Source organism: Methylococcus sp. S1M (assembly GCF_051295855.1).
Taxonomy (GTDB): Bacteria; Pseudomonadota; Gammaproteobacteria; order Methylococcales; family Methylococcaceae; genus Methylococcus; species Methylococcus capsulatus.
This window is the reverse complement of the sequence record NZ_JBPDXO010000002.1, coordinates 187,394-212,711: the sequence shown is the minus strand read 5'-3', so window position 1 is coordinate 212,711 and position 25,318 is coordinate 187,394. Positions and strand designations below refer to the sequence as shown.

The following is a 25,318-nucleotide window of genomic DNA, read 5'->3' as shown; positions in this document are numbered from 1 at the left end:
GTATCCTTGCCGTGTCAGATCATTCATTTTCCGCGGTTTCCGCCGTCCAGGCACTGAAATGGTCGGATGGTGGCCTGGAGGTGCTCGACCAGCGTCTGCTGCCGGGAGACGTGGTTTACCAGATTTTCGACACGGCGGCCGGCGTGGCCGAGGCGATCGCCAGCATGCGGGTCCGTGGGGCGCCCGCCATCGGTATCGCCGCGGCGTATGGCGTGGTCCTCGGCGCGCGGGCCGCTTACGCACGCGATCCCGCCCACTGGAAACGGGCGGTCGAGGACGACATCGCCGTGTTGGCACGCTCCCGGCCCACCGCCGTCAATCTGTTCTGGGCGCTGGAGCGCATGCGCGAGGCCATGGCCGCTATCGAAGGCGACCCGGTACCGGCGCTCCTGGCCGCAGCCCGCAGGATTCACGAAGACGATCTCGCCGCCAACCTGGCGATGGGCGAACTCGGCGCCGCCATTTTGGGCGGATGCAAAGGGGTCCTGACGCATTGCAACACGGGCGCGCTGGCGACCGGTGGATATGGCACTGCGCTGGGCGTCATCCGAAGCACCTGGCGCCGTGGCGCGCTGGAAAGGGTCTACGCCACCGAGACCCGGCCCTGGTCCCAGGGTGCGCGGCTGACGGTCTGGGAACTCGGTCAGGACCGAATCCCGGCGACGCTGCTGGCCGATTCCGCCGCCGCCTGGCTGATGAAATCGGGGGCCGTGCAATGGGTGGTGGTGGGTGCCGACCGGATCGCGGCCAACGGCGATGTCGCGAACAAGATCGGCACGTATTCACTGGCGGTGCTGGCCAGACATCACGGAGTGAAGCTGATGGTGGTGGCGCCGATTTCGACGGTGGACTGGGCGACGGCAACAGGGGAGGACATCGTGGTGGAAGAGCGCGATCCGCGCGAATTGCTGCATCCCCTCTTCCTCGGCAGCGACAGCGTGATCGGCGCCTGGAATCCGGTGTTCGACGTGACCCCGGCAGCGCTCATCGACGCCATCGTCACGGAGGCCGGGGTGGTGACGAATCCTTCGCCCGATACCATGGCTACTCTGCGCGGAAAAGCCCGATGAATCTGTCGCTGTTTGCAATCGCGCTGGGCGGAGCCGCCGGGGCGTTGGCGCGCTTCTGGGTTTCCAACGGCCTGTACGGCTGGCTTGGACGGGATTTCCCGCACGGAACCCTGTTCATCAACGTCAGCGGCTCGTTCCTCATGGGATTTTTGTCGGTAATGCTGATCCAGCGTTTCGCTCTGGCTGCGGAATACCGGGCCGCCGTGCTGGTCGGCTTTCTCGGTGCCTACACGACGTTTTCGACGTTTTCTCTGGAGACGCTGGCGCTGTTCGAGGAGGGGAGCCTGCTCAAGGCGGCGCTCAACGTCCTGCTGAGCGTCGTTCTGTGTCTTGCGGCGGTTTGGGTCGGGGCGGTGCTGGCGCGCCGGCTGGCCGTCGGTGAGATTGCGGCGCTGGTCGGCGGGCCAGGACTGCGGATCTTCGGAGCCGCCTGTGGGATGTCCTTGCTGGCCGGTTTCGCTGCGGCTCTCGCCTTCGCACGGGCCGGCTTGGGTCCGCAGCTCGAATCGTTGGTGCTGGTGGCCCTGACCGGTCTCGTCGTGGTGGGCACGCTGGTCGCCCTGGTCGTGACGGGCACCGAGTTGCGGGGTGCGTTTCAGCTTTGGGGCGCTTTCACGCTGTCGGCGTTCGCCGCCGTGGTATTTCTCAGCCTGGGACTGGTGCTGGCAAGGGGGGCGGGATGAGCCGGTTGGTGGCTCCCTCCGGACCGATCCCCGCGAGGGCGAGGACATCCTGAGCGACCTGGTGAAGCAGGTGCCGGCAACGCGCTAGGTCGCCGGGTCGTTCGCCCCACCCGTGCGACTCGAATCGGCCCCGGCCAACCTCAGCGAAACATACGACTTTCATCATGCGGTGACCTGGCCGGCTCTGGCTTACGGCGCCACGAATCCCAATCGAGGAGAATGAGCGATACATGTTGGATCCACGTTTATTCCGCACCCAACTGGAAGAGACCGCACGGCAGCTCGGTCGCCGCGGCTTCGTTCTGGACACCGCTGCCTTCGGTGCGCTCGAAGAGCGCCGCAAGGCCCTGCAGGTGGAAACCCAGAACTTGCAGAACGAGCGTAACAGCCGTTCCAGGTCCATCGGCCAGGCCAAGGCGCGGGGGGAAGACATCGAGCCCTTGCTGGCAGCCGTGCAGGGGCTGGGGGAGCGGTTGAAGGAAAACGAGGCTGAATTGGCGTCGATCCAGGAACGCATGGAAGCCCTGCTGCTCGGCGTGCCCAATCTCCTGGACACCGACGTGCCCGAGGGGCGCAGCGAGGCTGACAACGTCGAGATCCGGCGCTGGGGCGAGCCGCCGCAATTCGACTTCGAACCCAAGGACCACGTCGATCTAGCCGTCGGTCTGGGCTGCGCGGATTTCGAAGCGGCCGCCAAACTGAGCGGTTCGCGTTTCGTGGTCCTGACCGGGCCACTGGCACGGCTGCAGCGTGCCCTGACGCAGTTCATGCTCGATATCCACACCGGCGAGCATGGCTACATCGAAACCTACGTGCCGTTCCTGGTCAACGCCGACAGCCTGCGCGGCACCGGTCAGCTCCCGAAGTTCGAGGAGGACCTGTTCAAGGTCCAGCACGAGCCGGTGTTCTATCTGATTCCGACCGCCGAGGTCCCGGTCACCAATCTGGTGCGGGACGAGATCGTGGAGGAAGAACGCCTGCCGCTGAAATACGTCTGTCATACGCCGTGTTTCCGCAGCGAAGCCGGCTCCTATGGCCGTGACGTGCGCGGACTGATCCGGCAGCACCAGTTCGAGAAGGTGGAACTGGTCCAGATCGTCCGTCCCGAAGACTCGCGCGAGGCCCACGAGGCATTGACCCGCCACGCCGAAGTCGTCCTGGAGCGGCTCGGTCTGCCCTACCGGCGTGTGCTGCTGTGTGCAGGAGACACCGGCTTTTCCTCCGCCAAGACCTACGACCTGGAAGTCTGGCTACCGGGCCAGCAGTCCTACCGGGAAATCTCGTCTTGCAGCAATTTCCGCGACTTTCAGGCGCGCCGGCTCCAAGCGCGTTGGCGCAATCCGGAAACCGGCAAACCGGAGCTGGTCCATACGCTCAACGGTTCGGGACTCGCCGTCGGACGTACCCTGGTCGCGGTCCTGGAGAACTGCCAGGATGAAGCCGGGCGGATCCGGGTGCCGGAAGTCCTGGTGCCGTACATGGGCGGCGTGAAGTTGATCGGCCCCGCCGCATGACCGGCTCGGCGACGGAAAAAACCGCTGACCGCGGCACATGAGGTCCTGGGAGAGGGAGTTTCCGTGTCTCCGGTGACCCGGCAGCGGCAGATTCGCCCGAGTCCCGAATCGCGGCGCGCGCTGGCCGAAGCTGGAACCGACCTGCCGCAGCGGCCGGACGGGCTGGATTTGTTTTTCCATTTGGCACAGGACGTCGGGGACGCGGATTCCCAGGCGTTCTGGGCTCGCGTGTCCATGAAAGAAACGTCCGCCCCCGGGTTCCATGCGCGCCGCTCGCCCTCAGCCGGATGGAGGTGGGGGAGCTGGCCGGTTTCCCGGAATGCCGCGTCTTCGTTTTCACCTTCGAATCCGGCGGGCGTTTCCTGTTCGACGGGTCGCTGATGCGGCCGGAAACGTGGAGCCACGTACATCGCAACGACCTGACTCAGCATTGCATCGGCAGCGGGCGGCTGGCATCGGAGTCCGGCGTCTGGAGCGCTGGTTCTCGCAGACCTTGGGTGGGGTATTTCGACCGGGTCTGTGAAATCGCTGCCACGTGGGCGGAAAATCCGGGTGTCATTGGTTACCGCGGGTTTTCACCCATCGGCCAGCGGCTCGCCGCTATCCAGGTCAAGCCGTGCAATGGCTATGCCCGTATTCCGATCAAGCGGGTCAACGAGGAATGTGGCGTCGCGTTGGAGGCCGTCGAGCTTTGAGCCGTTCTGACGGGATTGATTGGAAAAGGTTTTTCGTGGACACAGGAGCGGTTCGAGTTGACTGAATCCAACCCAGTCCCGACAATACGCCTTTTTTGCGTTTTGAACTGACGATACGACGCGCGTAGCGGCCCAATGACCTTCCAGCCTTCGGACACCCCGGCGCTCGTTTCCATCCGCGGCCTGAGTTTTTCCCGCAATGGTCGCAAGATTTTCGACAACATCGACCTCGACATTCCCCGCGGCAAGATCACCGCGATCATGGGGCCCAGCGGCACCGGCAAAACCACGCTGCTCAGGCTCGTCGGCGGCCAGCTCCGTCCCGACAGCGGTACCGTCCGGGTGGCCGGCATCAACGTTCACCGGCTGGGGCTGGATGAACTTTATGCCTTGCGCAAGCGCATGGGCATGCTGTTCCAAAGTGGAGCGTTGCTAACCGATCTTTCGGTCTACGAGAACGTCGCTTTCCCCTTGCGCGAGCACACCCGACTGCCGGAGTCCATGATCCGCACCCTGGTGCTGATGAAGCTCGAGGCGGTGGGCTTGCGCGGCGCGCGCGATCTGATGCCGGCTCAACTTTCGGGCGGCATGGCTCGGCGAGTCGCGCTGGCGCGAGCCATCGTGCTCGATCCCATGATGATCATGTACGACGAGCCGTTCACCGGCCAGGATCCCATTTCGATGGGGGTGCTGGTGCAACTGATCCACGATCTCAACCATGGTCTGGGGCTGACCAGTATCGTGGTGTCGCATGACGTGCAAGAGACCGCGTCCATCGCGGACTATGTCTACTTGATCTCGGGCGGCAAAGTGGTCGGGCGCGGCACGCCGGCGGAGCTGGCGCGGTCGGATTCACCCTGGATCCGGCAGTTCATGGACGGGTTGCCGGACGGTCCGGTCCATTTCCATTATCCTTCCAAGGATTACGCGAGCGACCTCTTGGGTTTCGTGGCAAGCCGATGAATATCGTGTTGAAGCCGTTCCAGCTGCTTGGCCAGTCGGCCTTGGTCGGCATCCGCAAACTGGGGCGGGCCCATTTGTTCATCCTGCATGTGCTGACCGGGTTGCCCGGGCTGGTTGCTCGCCTGGACCTCCTCATCGTTCAGATGTATTCGGTCGGTGTGCTGAGCATCCTCCTGATCATGATCTCGGGGCTGTTCGTCGGGATGGTGCTCGGGCTGCAGGGCTATTATGTTCTCTCGGATTTCGGCGCGGAGGAGAGTCTGGGCGTGATGGTGGCCGCATCGCTGGTGCGGGAGCTGGGGCCCGTGGTGACGGCGCTCCTGTTTGCGGGTCGGGCTGGTTCCGCCCTGACGGCGGAAATCGGTCTCATGAAGGCGACCGAGCAGCTCTCGGGCATGGAAATGATGGCGGTCGATCCGGTGAAACGGATCATAGCGCCACGCTATTTCGCCGGTGTGGTGTCGATGCCGCTGCTGGCGGCGTTGTTCAGCATCATCGGCGTGCTGGGCGGCTATTTCGTCGGCGTCGGTCTGCTCGGCGTGGACGAGGGCGCGTTCCGCTCGCAGATGCAGGCCAAGATCGATTTCGACGAGGATATCGTCAACGGTTTTATCAAGAGCCTGGTGTTCGGCGCGGTCGTCACTTGGATCGCCGTTTTCGAAGGTTACGATGCCACGCCGACCTCGGAGGGCGTCAGCCGGGCGACGACGCGGTCGGTGGTCTACTCGGCATTCGCAGTGCTGGGCTGCGACTTCGTGCTCACGGCCCTGATGTTTGGAAAGGATTGAGGCGTGCATTCGAAAACGATTGAAATCTGGGTGGGGATATTCGTCGCCCTGGGGTTGGCGTCGCTGTTCCTGCTTGCCATGAAAGTGAGCAATCTCAGCGAATTCGAGACCGGTGCCGAGGGCTACCGGATCACCGCGCGGTTCCAGAACGTCGGCAGCCTGAAACCCCGGGCGGCCGTCTCCATGGGCGGGGTACGGATCGGGCGGGTCACGTCGGTGTCTTTCGACAAGAAATCCTACGAGGCGGTCGTGGAAATGCGTATCGACCGGCAGTACGACACCCTCCCCGACGATACCAGCGCCAGCATCCTGACCGCCGGACTCCTGGGGGAACAGTACGTTGGTCTTACGCCGGGCGGGAGCGACGACTATCTGGCGGACGGGGGGCAGATCGAACTGACCCAATCGGCGCTGGTCCTGGAGGAAGTCGTCAGCCGGTTCCTGTTCGACAAGGCGGAAGGCGGGGATAAGTCCCGGGACGAATCGGGCAAGAAGAAGAAATAGCGATGCGTCCGGCAGCGGGACAAAAACGCGTCTTCGTCTTACGGGAGGAGGCACCGGGGCGGTACGCGGTGAGGGGCGAACTCACATTCACGACCGCACCGGCGGCGCTCAAGGAAACGCTCCCTCTGTTTCGTACCCGAAACGGGGTGGCGATCGATTTGCGCGGGGTGGAGCGCGCTGACAGCGCCGGCATCGCCCTGCTGATCGAATGGGTGAGGCTGGCACGGAAGCGCGGGGTGTCCCTGCGCCTGGAAAACATGCCGGCCCAAGTCGAGAATCTGGTTCGCGTGTCCGGAACTGGTGTGTTGCTGGCGTCTTGTTCCGGAGCGGCATCTCAAACTACGGATACAGAACTGCATGGATAAACTTCTCATCGGGGGCGGCAGGCCGCTTTCCGGCGAACTGCGGATATCGGGCGCCAAGAACGCGGCGCTGCCGGTGCTCGCCGCGACCTTGCTGTCGGACGGCCCCGTGACCGTGGGGAACGTCCCCCATCTTCACGACATCACGACCACCATGGAGCTGCTCGGCCGCATGGGTTTGAATCTCATGGTCGACGAGAAGCTGAACATCGAGGTCGATCCGAGCACCATCCAGAATTTTTTCGCGCCCTATGAATTGGTCCGCACCATGCGGGCTTCCATTCTGGTGCTGGGGCCATTGCTGGCCCGTTTCGGGCGGGCGGAGGTGTCCCTGCCAGGCGGTTGCGCCATCGGTACCCGACCGGTCAATCTCCACCTGGAAGGACTGGCCGCCATGGGGGCCGAAATCAACGTCCGCAACGGATACATTTACGCCGAGGCGAAAAGGCTGAAGGGCTGCCGGCTGGTGCTGGATCAAGTGACCGTGACCGGCACCGAAAACCTGATGATGGCCGCAGCACTCGCCGACGGTGTGACCATCATCGAAAACGCGGCAAGGGAGCCGGAGGTGGTCGACCTCGCCAATTTCATCAATGCCATGGGCGGCAAGGTGAGCGGGGCGGGGACGGACGTCCTGCAGATCGAGGGCGTCGACTCACTGAGCGGCGCGGGGTTGAACTACCGGATCCTGCCGGACCGCATCGAAACGGGGACCTACCTGGTTGCCACGGCGATGACCGGCGGTCGCGTCAAGCTCAAGGGGACCCGCCCCGATCTGCTGGACGCGGTTCTGGCCAAGCTGGAGGAGGCCGGCGCGGAAATCACTCTGGGAGACGACTGGATCGAGCTGGACATGAAGGGCCGGCGGCCTCAGGCGGTATCGCTCCATACGGCGCCCTATCCGGCGTTCCCCACCGACATGCAGGCCCAGTTCACCGCCATGAACGCCATTGCCGAGGGCGTCGGCGTGATCACCGAAACGGTGTTCGAAAACCGCTTCATGCACGTTCAGGAAATGCAGCGCATGGGGGCCGACATCAAACTGGAGTCCAATACCGCCATCGTCAAAGGCGTGTCCCGCCTGACCGGGGCGCCGGTCATGGCCACCGACCTGCGCGCATCCGCCAGCCTGGTGCTGGCAGGACTGGTGGCCGAAGGGCAGACCAAGGTCGACCGTATCTACCACATCGACCGCGGCTACGAATGCATCGAGGAAAAGCTGGCTCAGCTCGGTGCCGAAATCCGCCGTGTGCCGAATTAGCCGCATGCTGACCATCGCCGTTTCCAAGGGCCGCATTTACCAAGAAGCCCTGCCGCTCCTGGCCGAGGCAGGCATCGTGCCGTCGGTGGACCCCGATAAAAGCCGTAAGCTGATCCTTCCTACCGAGCGGGACGACGTGCAACTGGTCATCATCCGGGCGGCGGACGTCCCCACCTATGTCGAATACGGCGCGGCCGATCTCGGCATTGCTGGCAAGGATGTCCTGGTGGAATATGAAGGCGAGGGACTCTACGAGCCGCTCGATTTGGGAATAGCGCGCTGCCGGCTGATGACCGCGGGTCCGCCGGGCAGGCCGGTGGCCAGCCGCCGTCTGCGGGTCGCCACCAAGTACGTCAACACCGCCAAGCGTTTTTTCGCCCGCCGCGGCGTGCAGGCCGAAGTCATCAAGCTGTACGGCTCGATGGAGCTGGCGCCGCTGGTAGGTCTGGCGGACTGCATCGTCGATCTGGTCGATACCGGCAACACCCTGCGCGCAAACGGCCTGGCGCCGCAGGAGCTGATCATGGACATCAGCAGCCGGCTGGTGGTGAACAAAGCGGCCATGAAGATGAAGCACGGGCCTATCACGGAACTTGCAGGCCATTTGGCCCGGATCGTTTCGGCGCGGGCCGCTCGGGAGAGGTGAGTTTATGACCGAAGTAAAAATCAAACGGCTTTACACCGGCGATGCGGACTTTGCATCGCAACTGGACAGGCTGCTTGCCTGGAGCGAAAGCGAGGACACCGACATCCACCAGCGCGTGACCGAGATCATCGGCTGCATCCGCCGCGATGGCGATGCGGCCCTGGTGGAGCTCACGGCCCGTTTCGACCATTTCGTCGTGGATACCGCTGCGGCGCTCGAGCTGCCGCGTGACGTGCTGGAAGCGGCCTGGCAGGCGCTGCCCGCCGAACAAGCCAAAGCCCTGCGGGAAGCGGCGGAGCGCATCCGGGCCTACGCCGAGCGGCAAAAGCTCGATTCCTGGGACTACCGTGAAGCCGACGGCACTTTGCTGGGACAGAAGATCACGCCGCTCGACCGGGTCGGCCTGTATGTACCCGGTGGCAAGGCCGCATATCCTTCCTCGGTACTGATGAATGCGGTTCCTGCCAAGGTGGCGGGCGTGCCGGAACTCATCATGGCGGTGCCGGCTCCGCGGGGAGAGCTGAACGCCCTGGTGCTGGCTGCCGCCTATATTTCCGGAGTGGACCGGGTTTTCCGCATCGGTGGCGCACAGGCCGTCGCCGCCCTGGCTTATGGGACGGAAACGGTGCCGCGGGTCGACAAGATCGTCGGCCCCGGTAACATCTATGTGGCGACCGCCAAAAAGCTGGTGTTCGGCCAAGTCGGGATCGACATGGTCGCAGGCCCCTCGGAGATCCTGGTGATTTCGGACGGGCGGACCGACCCGGACTGGATCGCCATGGATCTGTTTTCGCAAGCCGAGCATGACGAGGATGCCCAGGCGATCCTGATCAGCCCGGATGCAGCCCATCTGGAGGCGGTACAGGCAAGCATCGAGCGGCTGTTGCCCGGCATGGAGCGCGCCGAGGTCATCCGCACCTCGCTGGAGCGGCGCGGCGGCATGATCCTGGTCGATGATCTGGAGCAGGCGGCGGCGGTCGCCAATCGCATCGCGCCAGAACATCTGGAGCTTTCGGTGGAGAGTCCGGAGGTCCTGGTGGAGTCGATCCGCAATGCCGGGGCCATCTTCATGGGGCGCTATACCGCGGAAGCGCTCGGCGATTACTGTGCCGGTCCCAACCACGTCCTGCCGACTTCGGGCACGGCACGCTTCTCGTCACCGCTGGGCGTCTATGATTTCCAGAAGCGGTCCAGCCTGATCTACTGTTCGCCAGACGGCGCAGACCAACTGGGTCGTACCGCTTCGCTGCTGGCCTGGGGCGAAGGGCTGGGGGCGCATGCCCGTTCGGCCGAATATCGGATCAGGCACCATTAAAGCGTGCCGTGTCGCTCGGGTTCACGGGGGTAGCGGCAACGGGCCCGCCGTGGAAACCGTCCCCGGGCGGACCGGAGGCCGCCGGCCCCCTGGGTGTTACAATAAACCCGGTTTGGCTTGACCAAACTGCGCACTATGCAACACAATCGGCGGCCAAACAATAAGGAGGATTTCGAAATGGATTGTTTCCAAAGGGGGGTAAGAACGCTCCCGATCACCGCTGGAGAATTTTCACCATGACTGAAGGCGTCGATTCGGAGAAGCGCCGGTTCCTAACTCAAGCCGCAACCATGATCGGTGCCGTCAGCGCCGGCATGGTCGCCGTCCCGTTCGTCGGCTCCATGCAGCCCAGCGCCAAGGCTCAGGCTGCCGGCGCCCCGGTCGATGTCGATATCACCAAACTCGAACCGGGCCAGCTCATCCGCGTGCTCTGGCGCGGCAAGCCCGTGTGGATTCTGCGCCGGACGCAGCAGGAACTCGATCGTCTGGCAACGCTCGGCGAAGACGTTCTGCGCGATCCTTTGTCGAAGGAGTCCGATCAGCCGAAAGCGGCGACCAATGTCGTTCGCGCGATCAAACCCGAAGTTTTCGTGGCGATCGGTGTCTGCACCCATCTGGGCTGTGCCCCGACCTTTCGTCCGGACGTGGCGCCGGCGGATCTCGGTTCCGACTGGCCCGGAGGCTTTTTCTGCCCTTGCCACGGCTCCCGCTTCGATCTGGCCGGCCGCGTGTTCAAGGGAGTGCCGGCGCCCAAGAATCTGGACATCCCACCCTACAAATACCTGAGCGACTCCCGGATCCTGATCGGAGTGGCCGGCGAGGAGGAGGCCTGATGCCCAACGAGAGAATGAGAGCCGTCATGGACTGGGTGGACCAGCGTCTTCCGGTGAGCGCCTTCGTCCGTGATCACCTGACCCAGTACTACGCGCCGAAGAATTTCAATCTGCTGTATTTCTTCGGCTCGCTCGCCCTGTTCGTCCTGGTCAACCAGATCGTCACTGGCATTTTCCTCGCGATGCACTACAAGCCGGATGCCGGTCTCGCCTTCGATTCGATCGAATACATCATGCGCGACGTCAAGTGGGGCTGGCTGCTGCGCTATATGCATTCGACGGGTGCGTCGGCGTTTTTCATCGTGATCTATCTGCACATGTTCAGGGCGCTCTTCTACGGGTCGTTCAAGAAGCCCCGGGAACTGCTGTGGCTGTTCGGTATGGTGATCTTTTTGCTCTTGATGGCCGAGGCGTTCATGGGTTATCTGCTTCCGTGGGGACAGATGTCCTACTGGGGGGCGCAGGTGATCATCTCGCTGTTCGGCGCCATACCGGTGATCGGCGAGGATCTCGCCACCTGGGTGCGGGGCGACTACGTGGTGGCCGACGCCACGCTGACCCGCTTCTTCGCCCTGCACGTCGTGGCGATTCCGCTGGCCATCGTGCTGCTGGTGGTGCTGCACCTGGCGGCGCTGCACACTTCAGGATCGGGCAACCCGGACGGCATCGAGATCAAGGAGAAGAAAGATGCCGACGGTGTGCCGCTGGACGGCATTCCGCTCCATCCTTACTACACGGTTAAAGATCTGTATGCCATGGCGGTATTCGTGATTTTGTTCGCCCTGGTCGTGTTCTACGCGCCGGAAATGGGGGGCTATTTCCTGGAGCACCCCAACTTCGAGCCGGCCGATCCCATGAAGACGCCGGAACACATCGCGCCGGTGTGGTACTTCACGCCGTTCTACTCGATCCTCAGGTCAGTGCCGGACAAGCTCGGCGGCGTCATCGCCATGGGGGCGTCGATCGTGTTGCTGTTCGGACTGCCGTGGCTGGACCGCTGCCAGGTACGCTCGATTCGCTACAGGGGCATCTATTACAAGACCGCCCTGACCCTCTTCGTTCTGAGCTTCGTTGGGCTCGGCATCCTGGGCACCAAGCCGGTGACACCCGCCACAACGTTCCTGGCCCGGTTTTTCTCGCTCAATTATTTCGCCTTTTTCCTGCTGATGCCTTGGTACAGCCTGAAGGACAGGACCAGGCCCCTGCCGGAGCGTCTGACCGAAGCCGTGATTCCGCTGGAAAAGCGGCAGGGCGTCGTGTGGGAAGGGGTGAGGCGGGCCATCGCCGCGGTGGCGAATTCCAAATGGTATAGAAAGGCCGGCGCAAGGGTCGCCGCTTGCTTGGACAGAGCCAGGGAATTTAGCGGAATCGAAAAATGAGACGAATCGCCGGATTTTTTTTGACTTTGGTAGCCGGCAGTGCTCTAGCCGTGGAGAGCGTCATGCCGCTGGACGACGTCGCCGTCGACGTTTTCGACAAGGAGTCGCTCAGACGCGGGGCCGTGACCTATGCAAACTACTGCCAGGGGTGTCATTCCCTCAAGCATCTGCGCTATTCGCGCATGGCGCACGATCTGAAGCTGGAGGAGGGGGTGCTGGAGCGTGATTTCCTGCGGGGTCAGGCCAAACTTCAGGACAGCATGCTCAGCGCCATGCATGCCGCCGATGCGGAGCGCTGGTTCGGAGTCGCTCCGCCCGATCTTTCGCTGATCGCGCGTTCGCGTCATCCCGACTGGATCTACAGTTATCTCCGTGGCTTTTATCTGGATCCGTCACGGCCGAACGGCGTGGACAATGCTTTCTTCCGGCAGGTCGCCATGCCGGACGTATTCGCCTCGCTCCAGGGTGCTCAGCGGCCAGTGATCAAGAAAGGCGGCGGCGTGGAAGCCATCGTCGGCCTGAAACACGTCAACCAGGGGGCGTTGCCGCCCGAGGAGTTCGACGGGATGGTGGCCGATCTGGTCAATTTCCTGGTTTATGCCGCCGAACCCGCCCAATTGGATCGGCTGCGCATCGGCAAATACGTGATCGTCGTGCTGATCGTTCTGGCGTTCGTTCTCTACCGGCTCAAGCAGGAATACTGGAAGGACATCGCCTGAAGCGATCATGATACAATCCGGACCAGTCGGGGACGCTCCAAGCGTCCCGATCCGTCCGGCCAACGCACGGGGATTCGCTCCAAGCGGGCGAGCGGTCCGGGAACCCCGGGATGGGAATTCCCCGAAGGGCTCGGGTGTTCTGCCGCTCCCACGGGGACGGGCCCGCCGATACGCGGTTGGCCATGATCAGGAAGGGGATTCCGGGCGTGATCACGACATGAAAGAGGTGTGATACGTGGCAACTGCGGCCAGCCGAAAATCCGTGATGACTCTGTTCTGTTCCCCGACCTGCGTGTACAGTCATCGTACACGGATCGTGCTGCATGAAAAGGGAATTTCCGCGGACGTCGAATATGTCGACATGGGCGACCCTCCCGAGGATTTGGTCGAACTGAATCCCTACGGCACCATGCCGACGCTCGTCGATCGGGATCTGGTGCTCTATGACTCCCGCATCATCATGGAATACCTCGATGAGCGTTTTCCCCATCCTCCGCTGCATCCGATGGACCCCGTGTCGCGGGCCCGGGCGCGTTTGCTGGTCCATCGAGTGGAGCAGGACTGGTACGGTCTTGTCGAGGAGATCGAAAACGCGTCCGATGGGGGCGCCCAGAAGGCCAGGAAGCAGTTGCGGGAAAGTCTGCTCGCTGCCACACCCGTGTTCGCCGCCAAGCCCTATTTTCTGAGTGACGAATTCTGCCTGGTCGATTGTTCGCTGGCGCCCTTGCTGTGGCGACTGCCCATGCTGGGTATCGAACTGCCGCGCCAGGCCGAGCCGGTCAAGGCTTACGCGGCCCGGCTGTTCGAACGTCATTCGTTTCAGGCGAGCCTGAGCGACGAGGAGCGGGAGTTCGGCGCGGCGGCCCGCCTCACCCCGGAAAACGCATGATTCCGCTCAAGCCCTATCTCATACGGGCGGTGTACGACTGGCTGGTGGATAATGATTTCACGCCCTACCTGCTCGTCGACGCCGAAGTGCCCTCGGTGGACGTGCCGCGTCAGTATGTGCAGGAAGGGCGCATCGTGCTCAATCTCCGCCCCCAGGCAGTGCAGCATCTGGACATGAACAACCGCGAAGTGACGTTCAGCGCCCGTTTCGGCGGCACGCCCACCCGCGTGTACATCCCGATATCGGCCGTCATGGCGCTGTATGCCCGGGAAAATGGTCAGGGCATGGTGTTCGACCAGGAAGAGGGGCCCGGCGGCGGACCGCCCACTTCGCCCGAGCCGCAGGAGCCGGCGCAGAAAAAGCGGCCGGCGCTGCGGGTCGTGAAATAGGGCTTTTCCCTAATAGGTCAGAGTGAGGCCGCCGTAGGCCGCGGCCCCGGTGGTTCCGTAGCCGTAGACCTCTTCGTGCCACTTGTTGAGCGCGTTGTCCACCCGGGTCCACAGCGACAGTCGGTCGCTCACTTCATAGGATGCGGCAAGATCGAGGATGACATAACCGGCTGCGGTCCGGTTTCCCGTGCTGAGCCGGGGGCCGACCATCACGATGTTGGCGTGGACGTTGGCGCCGTTGTCGAAACGGTAGTTGAGGTCGAACGCTCCTTTGTTCCGGGCTCTTTGATAGAGCGGGGTTCCGGTATCCTGGTCCCGGCTGTCCATGTAGGTATAGGTGCCCCGCAGATCCAGGCCGGCCAGCGGATTCAGTTCGACATAGGTTTCCACCCCTTCGGCCGTGGCATTGTTGACGTTTTCCATGCGGAACGCGACGGGATCGAACTGGATCAGGTCTTTGAATCGGTTGTTGAAATACACGATGCCAGCATTGCCTCTCACGGCTTGCCCGAACGGCTGTTCGACGCCGATGTCCCAGTTGGTGCTGGTTTCAGGACGAAGGTTCGGATTCCCTGTGTCGTACAAGGGGTCGTAGAGCTGGGCGAGCGCCGGCACCTTGAAGCCGGTTCCGTAGTTGGCCTTCAAGCGGGTTTCCAGAAGCGGCAGGGTCCAGACTTGACTGACCCGCCAGGTCGTCTTGCCGCCGACGGAATTGTTGTGGTCATGCCGTACGTTCGCCGTGGTGGACCACCCGTCGAAGGGGTTGAGCTGGTCTTCGAGAAAATACCCGAGGGTGTTGTAGCCCTCGACGAACTGCGAGGGTTCCATGATGGTCATGGTGTCCTCTTCATCGTCGATGCCGAAGGATACGGTGTTGGTTTCGTGCGGACGCAGCGTATTGAGCCAGTTGCCCTTGATCTTTTCGCCCAGGTAGGCGGCGCGGAATGGGAAGGGATCGCCCGGGTTGGCCGCATTGTCGTACTGGCGGTCCACACGGGTGTAGGCCATTCCGACCGTCTGCTCCCATAGGCTGTCGAAGAGCTTGAGGGTGCCGAAGCCGCGGGTATAGAGCTCGTTGGCGTTGCCGGTATAGTTGGGGTCATCCACGGGTCGCCGGAGCAGGAAGTCGTAATTGTCCAGCTTGGTGAAGCCGTCGTCGTAGCGCAGGCTCCAGCCCAGCTCCAGGCCGTCGGCGGGTGTGCCGCCGATGCGGGTGCTGACGGTGGTGTTGCGGTACCCGTCGCGCTCGGATGCGCCGAAGTGCTGGTCGGCGGCGGAAAAGCCGCGGACCTCGCGGTGACTGGCGGTGAGGCTGTAGTCGAAGCCGGGATCGCCGCCGGCGAGGTCGCCCATGACTCGCCAAGTGTCGTAGCTACCGCCGTCGACGCTGGTTTTCAGCCTCGGTTTGCCAGAGCCCTTCTTGGTGATGATGTTGATCACTCCGCCGATGGCTTCGGAACCATAGATCGAGCTCGCCGCGCCGCGCAGGATTTCGATGCGCTCGATGTTGTCGACGGTCAAGTTGGCGAAGTCGAACCCGGCGTTGGCCGACGAGGGGTCGTTCATTTCGGTCCAGTCGATCAGGACGATGGTCTGGCCGGAGTTGGCGCCGCGCAGGAACACCGAGGTTTCCCGTCCCGGACCGCCGCTCTGGGCCATGTCGAGACCGGGAACGATGCGCAGGATCTGGTCGACCGAATAGACGCCCCGCTCCTTGATGTCCTCGGCGGTCAGGACGGTCACGGAGCTGCCGACCTGCCGGCTCGGCGTTTCGGTGCGGGTGGCCGTGACCACCACGGTATCGAGTTCCGCGGGATCGCTGTCGATGGCCGGTGTGTCAAGGGAAAGGGTGGCGCCGAGCGCCGTCAGGGAAAGGCGGAAGAGCCGGGATTTCACGATGGACCTCTGCATGGGATGGCCATGCACACCCGCATGGCGTCAACGGTTCCGCGGAGGTCGAAAGGCCGGCCCGAGCCGGTGGGGAACCTGCCGGCAAATGCGGGATGCGACCCGCGCCCTCCGCGGGGTCTTCATGTCATCGCAGGCCGGTCTCCGGGCTGATGAGCGGCATGACGCCGGGCGGTGTTCCGCCTTCCCGCGCAGGCGCGCAGTGGCTTGAGGAAGCCGCCTCGGAACGTTTGTTACGTTTCGGCTCAATCACCGTTGCGGGGGCAGCGCCGGATTGGGACAAGGTATCCGCACCGGCTTCCCGTTTCACCGACCGGCCAGGCCGCCGGTCGACACCTGTGAAGGGCGCGGATTGTAGCGGATGGAAGCCGGAACGCCAATGTTCAATAATTGATTTTCTTAGAGATTTCGACGGAGATACGGTTATGGGCTGGGACCGAAAGAACTTCAGGAGGCCGACGGAGGAAGAGATCAAAGAACGGCTGAGCGAGGAACAATATGCGATTTGCCGGGGAAACGGCACCGAACGACCATTCGCCAATCCGTACTGGGACAACCATCGGGAAGGCATCTACGTGGATATCGTGTCGGGTGAGCCGTTGTTCAGCTCGGTCGATAAATTCGATTCGGGAACGGGCTGGCCGAGTTTCACCCGGCCGCTGGAGCCCGATCACATCGTCACGTTGACCGACCACTCCCACCTGATGGTCCGGACCGAAGTACGCAGCAGATATGGAGATTCCCATCTGGGACATGTCTTCGACGACGGGCCGGCGCCGACCGGCAAACGCTATTGCATCAATTCCGGCGCCTTGCGCTTCATCCCCAAGGAGGAACTGGCGGAGGCCGGCTATGAGGAGTATCTGAAACTGTTCGATTGATGGAGACCGTGGAAGGCAATAGAACGGAGAAGGAGGGGGGACGTTTGGTCATCAGTAAAGTCAAAGGCATCAGCAAGTCGACACGGATCATGCTGGCGGAGCACGGGATCTTTTCGGTCGAGGAGCTCGCCGACGCCGACGTCGGCCGGCTCACCAAGATTCCGGGCCTGAGCCGGCAGAAGGCACTGCGCATGGTCAGGGCCGCCAAATTCATGGTGGGTGACATGGAAAAAGGGCGCGATGAGGCCTCTGCCGGCACGGGCTCCGCCGAAACGGCGGAGATTTCCTCGGCGGACGTCGGTCTGGATGATTCGCGATGCTTCCTGAACCGTGAACTCAGCCTGCTGGAGTTCAACCGCCGGGTACTGGACCAGGCCAAGGATGTACGGACGCCGCTGCTGGAACGGCTCAATTTCCTGAGTATCGCCTGTTCCAATATGGATGAGTTCTTCGAAATCAGGGTCGCCGGTCTGCTGCAAAAATCTGAACTCGGGGCGGCGCAAACCGAACCGGATGGCATGACGCCGCAGGAGGTCCTCGCCGCCATCAGCGAACGCGCCCACGAGCTGGTCGCCGAGCAGTATCACGTGCTCAATCAGGAACTGCTGCCCGCGCTGGAAGCCGAAGGCATCCGCTTCATCCGCCGTTCCGACTGGACTGATGCCCAGCATAAATGGCTGCGGCGCTACTTCGAGGAGGAGCTGGCGCCGATTCTCAGCCCGATCGGGCTGGATCCGACCCATCCGTTTCCGCGTCCCCTCAACAAAGCCCTCAATTTCATCATCTCCCTTGCCGGTAAGGATGCCTTCGGCCGCAACATCCATCTCGCCATCCTGCAGGCGCCGCGGGCGCTGCCGCGCATCATCCAGTTGCCGAAGAGCGTGACCAGCGGCCGGCTCCACGATTTCGTATTCCTTTCCTCCGTCATCCACGCCTTCGTCGATGACCTGTTTCATGGCATGAAGGTGAAAGGGTGCTACCAGTTCCGGGTGACCCGCAACAGCGATCTGTTTCTGGACGAGGAGGAAATCGACGATCTGCTGCAGGCGGTCGAAGGCGAACTGGCGAGCCGCAACTACGGCGACGAGGTACGGCTGGAGGTGGCCGACAACTGCCCGGACGCAGTCATCGAGTTCCTGCTGAGCCAGTTCGGTCTCGGCGAGGACCGCCTGTACCGGGTGGACGGTCCGGTCAATCTGAGCCGGGCCCGCGAGATCTACGATCTGGTCGACCGTCCGGACCTCAAATATCCGCCCTTCACGCCGGGCTGGCCGGCGCAGCTCACGGGCCACCAGGATTTCTTCGAGGTCCTGCGCCGGCAGGACATCCTGCTGCACCATCCTTACGAGTCCTTCATCCCCGTCATCGACCTGATCCGCCAGGCCGCCGACGATCCGCAGGTGGTAGCCATCAAGCAGACGCTGTATCGCACCGGACCGGATTCACCCATCGTTGATGCACTGGCGCGGGCCGCGCGGGCTGGCAAGGAGGTGACCGTCGTGGTCGAGCTCCTGGCGCGGTTCGACGAGCGTGCCAATATTTCACTCGCCACCCGCCTGCAGGATGCCGGGGTCCAGGTGGTCTATGGCATCGTCGGCTACAAGACCCACGCCAAGATCCTGCTGATTCTGCGCCGGGAAGGGCGTTCGCTGCGGTACTACACCCATCTGGGCACTGGCAATTACCACCCCCGTACCGCCCGGATGTACACCGACTACGGCCTGATGACTTCCGACAAGGCGCTGGGTGAGGACGTGCAGCGAGTGTTCGTCCAGCTCACCAGTCTGGGCAAGATGGGCAAGCTGCACAAGCTCTTGCAGTCACCTTTCACTCTCCACAAGACCCTGATCCGCAAGATCGAGCGGGAAATCGAGCATGCGAAGGAGGGAAAGCCGGCGCGGATCGTCATCAAGATCAATTCCCTGGTCGAGCCCAAGCTGATTCGCGCGCTTTATCGCGCCTCGTGCGCTGGGGTACAGGTCAGGCTGATCGTCCGTGGCATCTGCTGCTTGCGGCCTGGTATTCCCGGTGTTTCGGAGAACATCGAGGTGCGTTCCATCGTCGGCAGGTTCCTCGAACACAGCCGCGTGTACTGCTTCGAAAACGGGGGAGAACCCGAGGTCTATGCGGCGAGCGCGGATTTCATGGCGCGCAACATGTTTCGCCGGGTGGAAACCTGCTTTCCCATCGAAAACAAGAAGCTGGCCGAGCGGGTACGCAATGATCTCGAGCTTTATTTGAGAGACGATTGCCAGACCTGGCAGCTGCGCTCGGATGGAAGCTACGAGCGGCTGCCCGACGTCCACCATTGCGACGCTCAGGCGGAACTGCTGGAGGCGCTCAAGAAAACCGTCTGACCGTCCTGCGGGGCCGGCATCCCTGCTGGAGCTCACACCGCGAGCATGAGGCGGACGGGGTCTTCGAGCAGTTCCTTGATGGTAAAGAGGAACGAGACGGCATCACGGCCGTCGATGAGTCGGTGGTCGTAGGACAGTGCCAGATAGATCATGGGCCGGATCACGATCTGGCCGTCTTCCACCACCGGCCGTTCCTTGATGGCATGCATGCCGAGGATGGCGCTCTGCGGCGGATTGAGGATCGGAGTCGACAGCATGGAGCCGAATATGCCGCCGTTGGTGATGGTGAAGGTCCCGCCGCTGAGTTCGTCCAGGCTCAGCTTGCCACTGCGCGCTTTCTGCCCGAATTCTGCGATCGCTTTCTCGATCCCGGCGAAATCGGTCCGGTCGGCATCGCGCAGGATCGGTACGACCAGCCCGCGGTCCGTGGAAACGGCGATGCCGATGTCGTAATAGTCGTGGTAGACGATTTCCTCGCCTTCGAGGGAAGCGTTAACGATGGGAAATCGGCGCAGCGCTTCCACCGAGGCCTTGACGAAGAACGACATGAAGCCGAGCTTGATGCCGTGCTGCTGCTCGAAACGGGCCTTGTGTGCGTTGCGGATGTCGAACACCTTCTGCAGATTGACCTCGTTGAAGGTGGTCAGGGTGGCGGTCCGATGCTGGGCTTCCAGCATGCGCTCGGCGATCCTGGCGCGCAGTCGGCTCATCGGTACCCGGCGTTCGCTTCGCCCTCCGGCTGGCAGGCGTGCCTTCTCCGCAGCGGGTCTGGTTTCCAGGAAGTCCAGCACGTCCTGTTTGGTCAGCCGTCCTTCGCGTCCACTGGCCGGAATCACCGCCGGATCGAGGGCATGTTCGGCAACCAAGCGGCGTACCGCCGGGCTCAGCACCGGCGCCGGTTTCTCCGTCGCCGCGCTGGCGGCGGGCGCGGCGGGCCGAACCGACGTGTCGATCACGGCGATCGGCTGTCCGCTGACCACGACATCGCCCTTGCCGCCCCGCACCTCCACCACCACCCCGTCCTCCGGAGCCGGAACTTCCAACACCACCTTGTCGGTTTCGAGGTCGACCAGGTTTTCGCCCTTGCCCACGGTCTCGCCGACGTTCTTGTGCCAGTCCAGCAACTTGGCGTCGCTGACGGACTCAGGCAGAGGAGGCACACTGATTTCGATGCGCATGGGCTATTTCCGTCGTGGCAGTGGGAGTGACAGGAAGAACGAGGGCGCGTTCCACCAGCATTTTCTGCTGTTCGATATGCTGGCGGAAATGACCGACCGCCGGAGAGGCGGACATCGGCGGACCGGCATAGCCGATGTCGAAGGGACGGTCCAGAATGCCAGGGAAACGGTGTTTGATTTGATGCCAGGCCCCCTGGTTTTCCGGCTCTTCCTGGCACCAGATCAGTTCCTGCAGATTGGGATAGCGTTTCAGCATCGCCAGAAAGTCATTCCGCGGGAAGGGATAGAGCTGCTCGATACGGACCAGGGCGACGTGGTTCGTCTGGTACCGCCGCCGGGTTTCCAGCAGGTCGTAATAGACCTTGCCGGCGCACAGCACCAAGCGGGTGATGCGGGCCGGCTCATGCCGGTCGGTTTCATCGATCACGCAGCGGAAACGACCCTGGGCGAACTCGGAGAGGCTGGAGGTGGCCAGCTTGTGGCGTAGCAGGCTCTTGGGTGTCAGGACGATCAGCGGTCTGCGGTAAGGACGCAGCAGCTGGCGCCGCAGGAGGTGGAAAATCTGAGCCGGGGTGGTCGGCACGCAGACCTGGATATTGTCGCCGGCGCAGAGCTGGAGATAGCGTTCCAGACGGGCGGAAGAATGTTCGGGGCCTTGTCCTTCGTAGCCGTGCGGCAGCAGCAGCGTCAGCCCGCTCAGGCGTCCCCACTTGGTTTCGCCGGAGGAAATGAATTGGTCGATCACCACCTGCGCGTTGTTGGCAAAGTCGCCGAACTGGGCCTCCCAGATCACCAGCGTGTCGGGTTCCGAGCTGCTGTAACCGTATTCGAATCCTAGCACGCCCTCCTCGGACAACAGCGAATCGTAGATGTCGAACCTGCCCTGGCCCGCCCTGAGGTGCTGGAGCGGGGCGCAAACCTCTCCGGTCCGCTGGTCGTGGACGATGGCATGGCGGTGGAAAAAAGTGCCGCGTCCGACGTCCTGGCCCGTCAGTCGGACGTTGCGGCCTTCCCACAGCAGGGAGGCGTAAGCGAGGGTTTCGCCGAAGCCCCAGTCGGCGGGAAGTTCGCCCGCCGCCATCCGCCGGCGCGCGGTATGGATCGCTTCGACCCGGGCGTGTGCTTCGAAGCCGGCGGGCAGCGCCGTCATCCGTTCCGCAATGGCGGCGAGGTCCGCCATCGGCAAGCCGGTCTCTGCCGCTGCAGTCCAATCGGTGTCCCGGTAGCGGTCCCAGCGGGTCTTGACATAGCCGGCGGAGTCGCCGAGCAGCGGTCTGGACACCGGTTCGCCGCGGGCGAGAGCGTCCTGGTAGTCCTGCTCCATCCGCGCCGGCTCGTCCGGGGTGACGATGCCTTCCGCGATGAGCCGTTCGGCGTACAGAGCCCGGACCGGCGGATGCCGGCGGATGAAGCGATACATCAACGGCTGGGTGACCGCCGGTTCGTCCGCTTCGTTGTGCCCGTGGCGGCGGTAGCAGAGCAGGTCGATCACGACGTCACGGCGGAATTTCATACGGTAGTCGACGGCCAGCCGGGTGACGTAAAGAACGGCTTCCGGATCGTCGCCGTTCACGTGGAACACCGGTGCCTGGATCATGTTGGCGACATCGGTGCAGTACAGGGTGGAGCGGGCGTCGAAAGGATTGCTGGTGGTGAAGCCGATCTGGTTGTTGATGACGATGTGGATCGTGCCGCCGGTGGTATAGGCCCGGGTTTCCGCCATGTTGAGGGTTTCCATGACCACGCCCTGGCCGGCGAAAGCGGCGTCGCCGTGAATGAGTACCGGCACCACCGCGGCCTCGGCATCCCCGGCGAGCCGGTCCTGGCGCGCCCGCACCGATCCCTCGACCACGGGATCGATGATTTCCAAATGCGAGGGATTGAACGCCAGGGTCAGATGGACCGGACCGCCGGGGCTTGCCACATCGGAGGAGAACCCCAGGTGATACTTGACGTCGCCTGAGCCGCCTTCGTGACTCTCGGTGCCCTCGAATTCGCGGAACAGCAGTTCGGGTTTCTTGCCGAGGATGTTGATCAGGACGTTGAGGCGGCCCCGGTGCGCCATGCCGAGCACGACTTCCCGCGTGCCCTTGGCACCGCAGCGCTGGATCAGTTCATCGAGCAGCGGAATCAGGCTTTCGGCGCCTTCCAGCGAGAACCGCTTCTGACCCACGTATTTCCGGTGCAGGTGTTTCTCGATGCCCTCGGCCGCGGTGAGCAGGCGCAGCAGCTCCCGCTTCTGTTCCGTGTCGAAATCGCCTTGGGCGCGCGATCCTTCCAATTTCCGCCGCAGCCACTCCCGGATCTCGGAGTCCATGATATGCATGTATTCCACGCCCACGTGCCGACAGTAGGTCGCCTGCAGGGTATCCAGGATGTCTCTCAGCGGCAATTTCTCATCGCTCTGAAGAATGTCCAGATAGAAAACGGCGTCCATGTCGGTGGCATCGAGGCCGTAGCGGGCCGGCTCCAGGTCGCGCGAAGGCGAAGCCGGCTTGAGGGGGTTGTTGTCCGCCGACAGATGGCCGTGGGTGCGGTACTGGTCGATCAGTCGGTCCACCGCCGCCTGTTTGCGCACGGCGCGGTCGACGTCGACGGTGAGGGGGGGGATCGCCCGCTCGGCCGGCCTGCCTTCGCGGAAGGCGCGGAACTTCTCGCGCCAGTCCGGCGCCACGGTTTCCGGATCGCGCAGGTATTGTTCATACAGCGCCTCGACGAAGCCGGCGTTGTCCTCGGAAAATGCGGTGCTGTTCGGAAATAGTCCGGATTGGGTGCTCATCTCACGCGTTCCTTGCCAAAGACAGGCGGGCTCGGAGGAATGCCCGGGAATTGTGGGGGGCAAGGCGGCGAGCTTTCAAGGGTTGAAACACTGGGGAAATCCTTGGGGGACGGACCGGTTCACTTTTGGACCGTAAACACGGCATCGCTGACATCGCAAATGGCCGGGGTTTTCCGGGTCATGGGCAGGCAGACCCGGATCAGCGCCTGAGACGTCGCCTGGCTTTTCCTGACCTTCCAGTTCCAGCTCCCGCTGTTCCGGGCGCCGGACTTCAAGAGACTCCATTTCGCTCCGCCGTTCTTGGACAACGCGATGTTCACTTTCGCTTTGGAGCCGTAGCCGGTCAGTTGCCACTGGACCGGCACGACTTCTCCCGCCGTGAAGGTTTCGCCGCCGGCAGGATGAACGACGGTCATGGAGGCGGAGTCGGCGGAATTCGTGCAGGTCTGATGCTCATAGCTGCCGCTGAGGCTGCCGTCCGAACATCGCCGGACCTCGGCGACCGATGCGCAGTTAACGGCTTTGTCGATCTGATAGGCGGTGACGCTCCGCCCGTCTTCCAGGCTGCCGCCCCAAGGCAGGGTACAGGATGCTCCTGCCACGTAGGTACAGGTTTCGTAGGTATGGCTTCCGCTGAGCTGGCCGTCGGTGCAGGTCCGAACTTCGGCCACGGCAGCGCATTGTGTGGCAGTGGGTTTCTGATAGGCGGTGACGCTTTGGCCGCCCGGGATGCTGCCGCCCCAGGGCAGGGCGCAGGACGTGAGCCAGGGCTTGATCTGCTCGTAATACCCGGCGAAATGGCTGTACACACTGTCCTGGTAGTCGTTCTCCGAGCCGCCGAACAGCGAGCCTTTCCAATACGCATTACCGCCGGAGACGGCAAACAGACCGGAGCCGCTGCTGCCGCCTTCGGTACCGCCGTAGGTATATTGCACTTCGTCCAGCAGGTGGGTTCCCCCCTGGCCGCTGTCGGTGAACGTCTTCTGCAGCGCCGTGACCTTGCCTTTGCTGACCATGGTGTGGTCGCCACGCGGGTGATGCACGCCCCATACGGCATCCCCGACATGGATGGCCGTATCCCAGCCGGAGAGATAGACGTCTGCCGGGGGGGGATTCCGAAGCCTGAGAAACGAAGGCTCCCGGTTGAACTCAGTCCAAAGCAGTTGTGCGCCGCCGAAGGTCTGGCCGTAGCGCGGATCGGTGGCGTAGGCGTTGCAGTCTATCGCCTGCCAGAACCATTCGAAGGATGCGGTATCGGCGACGGTCTGATCCGGCAGGCAGTGGTTGGCTGTGGCGAACCAGGGGGTCTGGGTATCGCCCTTGTCTCTGAGGAGGGTGCCGCTGCAGAGATAAGAAGAGCCCTTTCTCAAAAAATGGATGTTGGCGGTGGCGGCCGCCGCGGTCTGCAGCGCAGGATACGCCGGATCGTTCGACCAGCAGGCGAGATCGTATTCCTTGTATTGGGCGAGTCCTGCACTTTGGGCGCTGAAGCCCGAAGTGCTCGCCCCGCTGGTGTCCACCAGGATGAGATTGATTTTGTCCAGCCGCAGGTCGAGTGCCTCGGGGGAAACGTCGGCACCGACGAAAATTTCCAGATCGGCGTCGCTTCCCCGGGTGACGGGCAACCAAAGCTCATTTCCATGAATCTCCGTGCTGGCGATCGGCGCCGGCAGGGTCACGTCCTCGCTGCCCTGAAGGCGCAATTCGAGGGAGGGCGGAACACTGCCGAAAACCAGGTGCAGCCGGAGCCCCACCGCATTTGCCGTCGATATCCGGATACGGCTGGCATGACCGCCCGCGACCGATTCCCAGTACGACAACGACGGCGTGACGGGGATGGGCAGCGAATATACCGTGCCGGTCTTGAACTCGCCGGGGTTTTCAGGAGTGAGGTCCGCCACTACGGTGGGGACCTCGAGTTCGAAAGGCCGGCTGCCACTGCCGAGAAAACCGCTCTGCGGGACGCCTGCCGTGTTCAGCGGCGCGACCGGCCGATACCGCGCCGGTTCGGCCCGGTCGGCGAACGCGGGGTAAGAGCTTGCGATGGCAATGGCCAGGGAGAGCGAACGCAGCTTCATGACCGGAGTCCTTGTTGAGAAAGTCGCAGCCGTATAGTAGTGCATGTGCCGACTTTTTTTCAGACAGCGCAAAAACCGGGGAGGTTCCCGCCTTTACTCGCCGCGCAAAGCGTTCTAAGGTGACTTC

The 25,318-nt window shown here is 63.1% G+C and carries 22 protein-coding genes and 1 riboswitch; of the genes, 18 read left to right on the top strand and 4 right to left on the bottom strand.

The window, feature by feature from the left end:
* Positions 1-11: 11 nt before the first annotated feature.
* The 16 genes from mtnA to ACSHWJ_RS04510 all read left to right on the top strand — a co-directional run bounded on the left by mtnA (position 12) and on the right by ACSHWJ_RS04510 (position 14,010).
* Entirely contained in the window at positions 12-1,070 is a 1,059-nt protein-coding gene (gene mtnA / locus ACSHWJ_RS04585) for an S-methyl-5-thioribose-1-phosphate isomerase (RefSeq protein WP_010961219.1), read from the top strand.
* The gene (crcB, locus tag ACSHWJ_RS04580) at positions 1,067-1,753 is read left to right on the top strand and encodes a fluoride efflux transporter CrcB (protein WP_218797961.1); all 687 of its coding nucleotides are present in this window, start codon (positions 1,067-1,069) and stop codon (positions 1,751-1,753) included. The genes mtnA and crcB overlap by 4 nt, the downstream gene beginning before the upstream one ends.
* Positions 1,754-1,983: 230 nt before the next feature.
* On the top strand, positions 1,984-3,267 hold the full coding sequence (gene serS, locus ACSHWJ_RS04575; protein WP_218797960.1) for a serine--tRNA ligase: 1,284 nt from the start codon (positions 1,984-1,986) through the stop codon (positions 3,265-3,267).
* 293 nt (positions 3,268-3,560) lie between these two features.
* Positions 3,561-3,962 (top strand): hypothetical protein, encoded by a 402-nt coding sequence (locus ACSHWJ_RS04570; protein WP_432539435.1) that lies wholly within the window; start codon positions 3,561-3,563, stop codon positions 3,960-3,962.
* 135 nt (positions 3,963-4,097) lie between these two features.
* On the top strand, positions 4,098-4,925 hold the full coding sequence (locus ACSHWJ_RS04565) for an ABC transporter ATP-binding protein (protein ID WP_010961215.1): 828 nt from the start codon (positions 4,098-4,100) through the stop codon (positions 4,923-4,925).
* Positions 4,922-5,713: a lipid asymmetry maintenance ABC transporter permease subunit MlaE gene (gene mlaE, locus ACSHWJ_RS04560; RefSeq protein ID WP_010961214.1), complete on the top strand. Its 792-nt coding sequence runs from the start codon at positions 4,922-4,924 to the stop codon at positions 5,711-5,713. Before ACSHWJ_RS04565 ends, mlaE begins: the two co-directional genes overlap by 4 nt.
* Before the next feature lie 3 nt (positions 5,714-5,716).
* Entirely contained in the window at positions 5,717-6,217 is a 501-nt protein-coding gene (mlaD, locus tag ACSHWJ_RS04555; protein ID WP_010961213.1) for an outer membrane lipid asymmetry maintenance protein MlaD, read from the top strand.
* A 2-nt stretch (positions 6,218-6,219) separates the two neighbouring features.
* Positions 6,220-6,582, top strand: a complete 363-nt coding sequence (locus ACSHWJ_RS04550; protein ID WP_017366287.1) for an STAS domain-containing protein — start codon at positions 6,220-6,222, stop codon at positions 6,580-6,582.
* Positions 6,575-7,840 carry a UDP-N-acetylglucosamine 1-carboxyvinyltransferase gene (murA, locus tag ACSHWJ_RS04545; protein WP_010961211.1) on the top strand — a complete coding sequence of 422 codons (1,266 nt, stop codon included), beginning with the start codon at positions 6,575-6,577 and terminating at the stop codon, positions 7,838-7,840. Before ACSHWJ_RS04550 ends, murA begins: the two co-directional genes overlap by 8 nt.
* Before the next feature lie 4 nt (positions 7,841-7,844).
* The gene (gene hisG / locus ACSHWJ_RS04540) at positions 7,845-8,486 is read left to right on the top strand and encodes an ATP phosphoribosyltransferase (RefSeq protein WP_017366286.1); all 642 of its coding nucleotides are present in this window, start codon (positions 7,845-7,847) and stop codon (positions 8,484-8,486) included.
* Positions 8,487-8,490: 4 nt separating this feature from the next.
* Complete coding sequence (gene hisD, locus ACSHWJ_RS04535; RefSeq protein ID WP_010961209.1) at positions 8,491-9,801, top strand: histidinol dehydrogenase; 1,311 nt, start codon at positions 8,491-8,493, stop codon at positions 9,799-9,801.
* A gap of 236 nt (positions 9,802-10,037) precedes the next feature.
* On the top strand, positions 10,038-10,634 hold the full coding sequence (petA, locus tag ACSHWJ_RS04530; protein WP_010961208.1) for a ubiquinol-cytochrome c reductase iron-sulfur subunit: 597 nt from the start codon (positions 10,038-10,040) through the stop codon (positions 10,632-10,634).
* Positions 10,634-12,013: a cytochrome b gene (locus ACSHWJ_RS04525; RefSeq protein ID WP_432539436.1), complete on the top strand. Its 1,380-nt coding sequence runs from the start codon at positions 10,634-10,636 to the stop codon at positions 12,011-12,013. Before petA ends, ACSHWJ_RS04525 begins: the two co-directional genes overlap by 1 nt.
* The gene (locus ACSHWJ_RS04520; RefSeq protein WP_010961206.1) at positions 12,010-12,732 is read left to right on the top strand and encodes a cytochrome c1; all 723 of its coding nucleotides are present in this window, start codon (positions 12,010-12,012) and stop codon (positions 12,730-12,732) included. The genes ACSHWJ_RS04525 and ACSHWJ_RS04520 overlap by 4 nt, the downstream gene beginning before the upstream one ends.
* Positions 12,733-12,967: 235 nt before the next feature.
* Positions 12,968-13,621, top strand: coding sequence for a glutathione S-transferase N-terminal domain-containing protein (locus ACSHWJ_RS04515; protein WP_010961205.1), 654 nt, complete (start codon positions 12,968-12,970; stop codon positions 13,619-13,621).
* Positions 13,618-14,010, top strand: coding sequence for a ClpXP protease specificity-enhancing factor (locus tag ACSHWJ_RS04510; protein ID WP_010961204.1), 393 nt, complete (start codon positions 13,618-13,620; stop codon positions 14,008-14,010). Before ACSHWJ_RS04515 ends, ACSHWJ_RS04510 begins: the two co-directional genes overlap by 4 nt.
* 9 nt (positions 14,011-14,019) lie before the next feature.
* Here ACSHWJ_RS04510 and ACSHWJ_RS04505 read toward each other — a convergent pair whose 3' ends face one another.
* Positions 14,020-15,906: a TonB-dependent receptor plug domain-containing protein gene (locus ACSHWJ_RS04505; protein ID WP_432539437.1), complete on the bottom strand. Its 1,887-nt coding sequence runs from the start codon at positions 15,904-15,906 to the stop codon at positions 14,020-14,022.
* A 130-nt stretch (positions 15,907-16,036) separates the two neighbouring features.
* Positions 16,037-16,273: riboswitch (cobalamin riboswitch) on the bottom strand.
* Between the two features lie 70 nt (positions 16,274-16,343).
* Between ACSHWJ_RS04505 and msrB the strand changes: the two genes are divergently transcribed.
* Positions 16,344-16,799, top strand: coding sequence for a peptide-methionine (R)-S-oxide reductase MsrB (gene msrB, locus ACSHWJ_RS04500; protein ID WP_218797955.1), 456 nt, complete (start codon positions 16,344-16,346; stop codon positions 16,797-16,799).
* Between the two features lie 44 nt (positions 16,800-16,843).
* Positions 16,844-19,156 carry a polyphosphate kinase 1 gene (gene ppk1, locus ACSHWJ_RS04495; RefSeq protein WP_218797954.1) on the top strand — a complete coding sequence of 771 codons (2,313 nt, stop codon included), beginning with the start codon at positions 16,844-16,846 and terminating at the stop codon, positions 19,154-19,156.
* A 32-nt stretch (positions 19,157-19,188) separates the two neighbouring features.
* Here ppk1 and odhB read toward each other — a convergent pair whose 3' ends face one another.
* From odhB to ACSHWJ_RS04480, 3 genes are all read right to left on the bottom strand, one after another.
* On the bottom strand, positions 19,189-20,334 hold the full coding sequence (odhB, locus tag ACSHWJ_RS04490) for a 2-oxoglutarate dehydrogenase complex dihydrolipoyllysine-residue succinyltransferase (RefSeq protein ID WP_010961200.1): 1,146 nt from the start codon (positions 20,332-20,334) through the stop codon (positions 19,189-19,191).
* Positions 20,300-23,113, bottom strand: a complete 2,814-nt coding sequence (locus ACSHWJ_RS04485; protein ID WP_333687822.1) for a 2-oxoglutarate dehydrogenase E1 component — start codon at positions 23,111-23,113, stop codon at positions 20,300-20,302. Before ACSHWJ_RS04485 ends, odhB begins: the two co-directional genes overlap by 35 nt.
* A 119-nt stretch (positions 23,114-23,232) precedes the next feature.
* Positions 23,233-25,191 (bottom strand): trypsin-like peptidase domain-containing protein, encoded by a 1,959-nt coding sequence (locus ACSHWJ_RS04480; RefSeq protein ID WP_017366278.1) that lies wholly within the window; start codon positions 25,189-25,191, stop codon positions 23,233-23,235.
* Positions 25,192-25,318 lie beyond the last annotated feature (127 nt).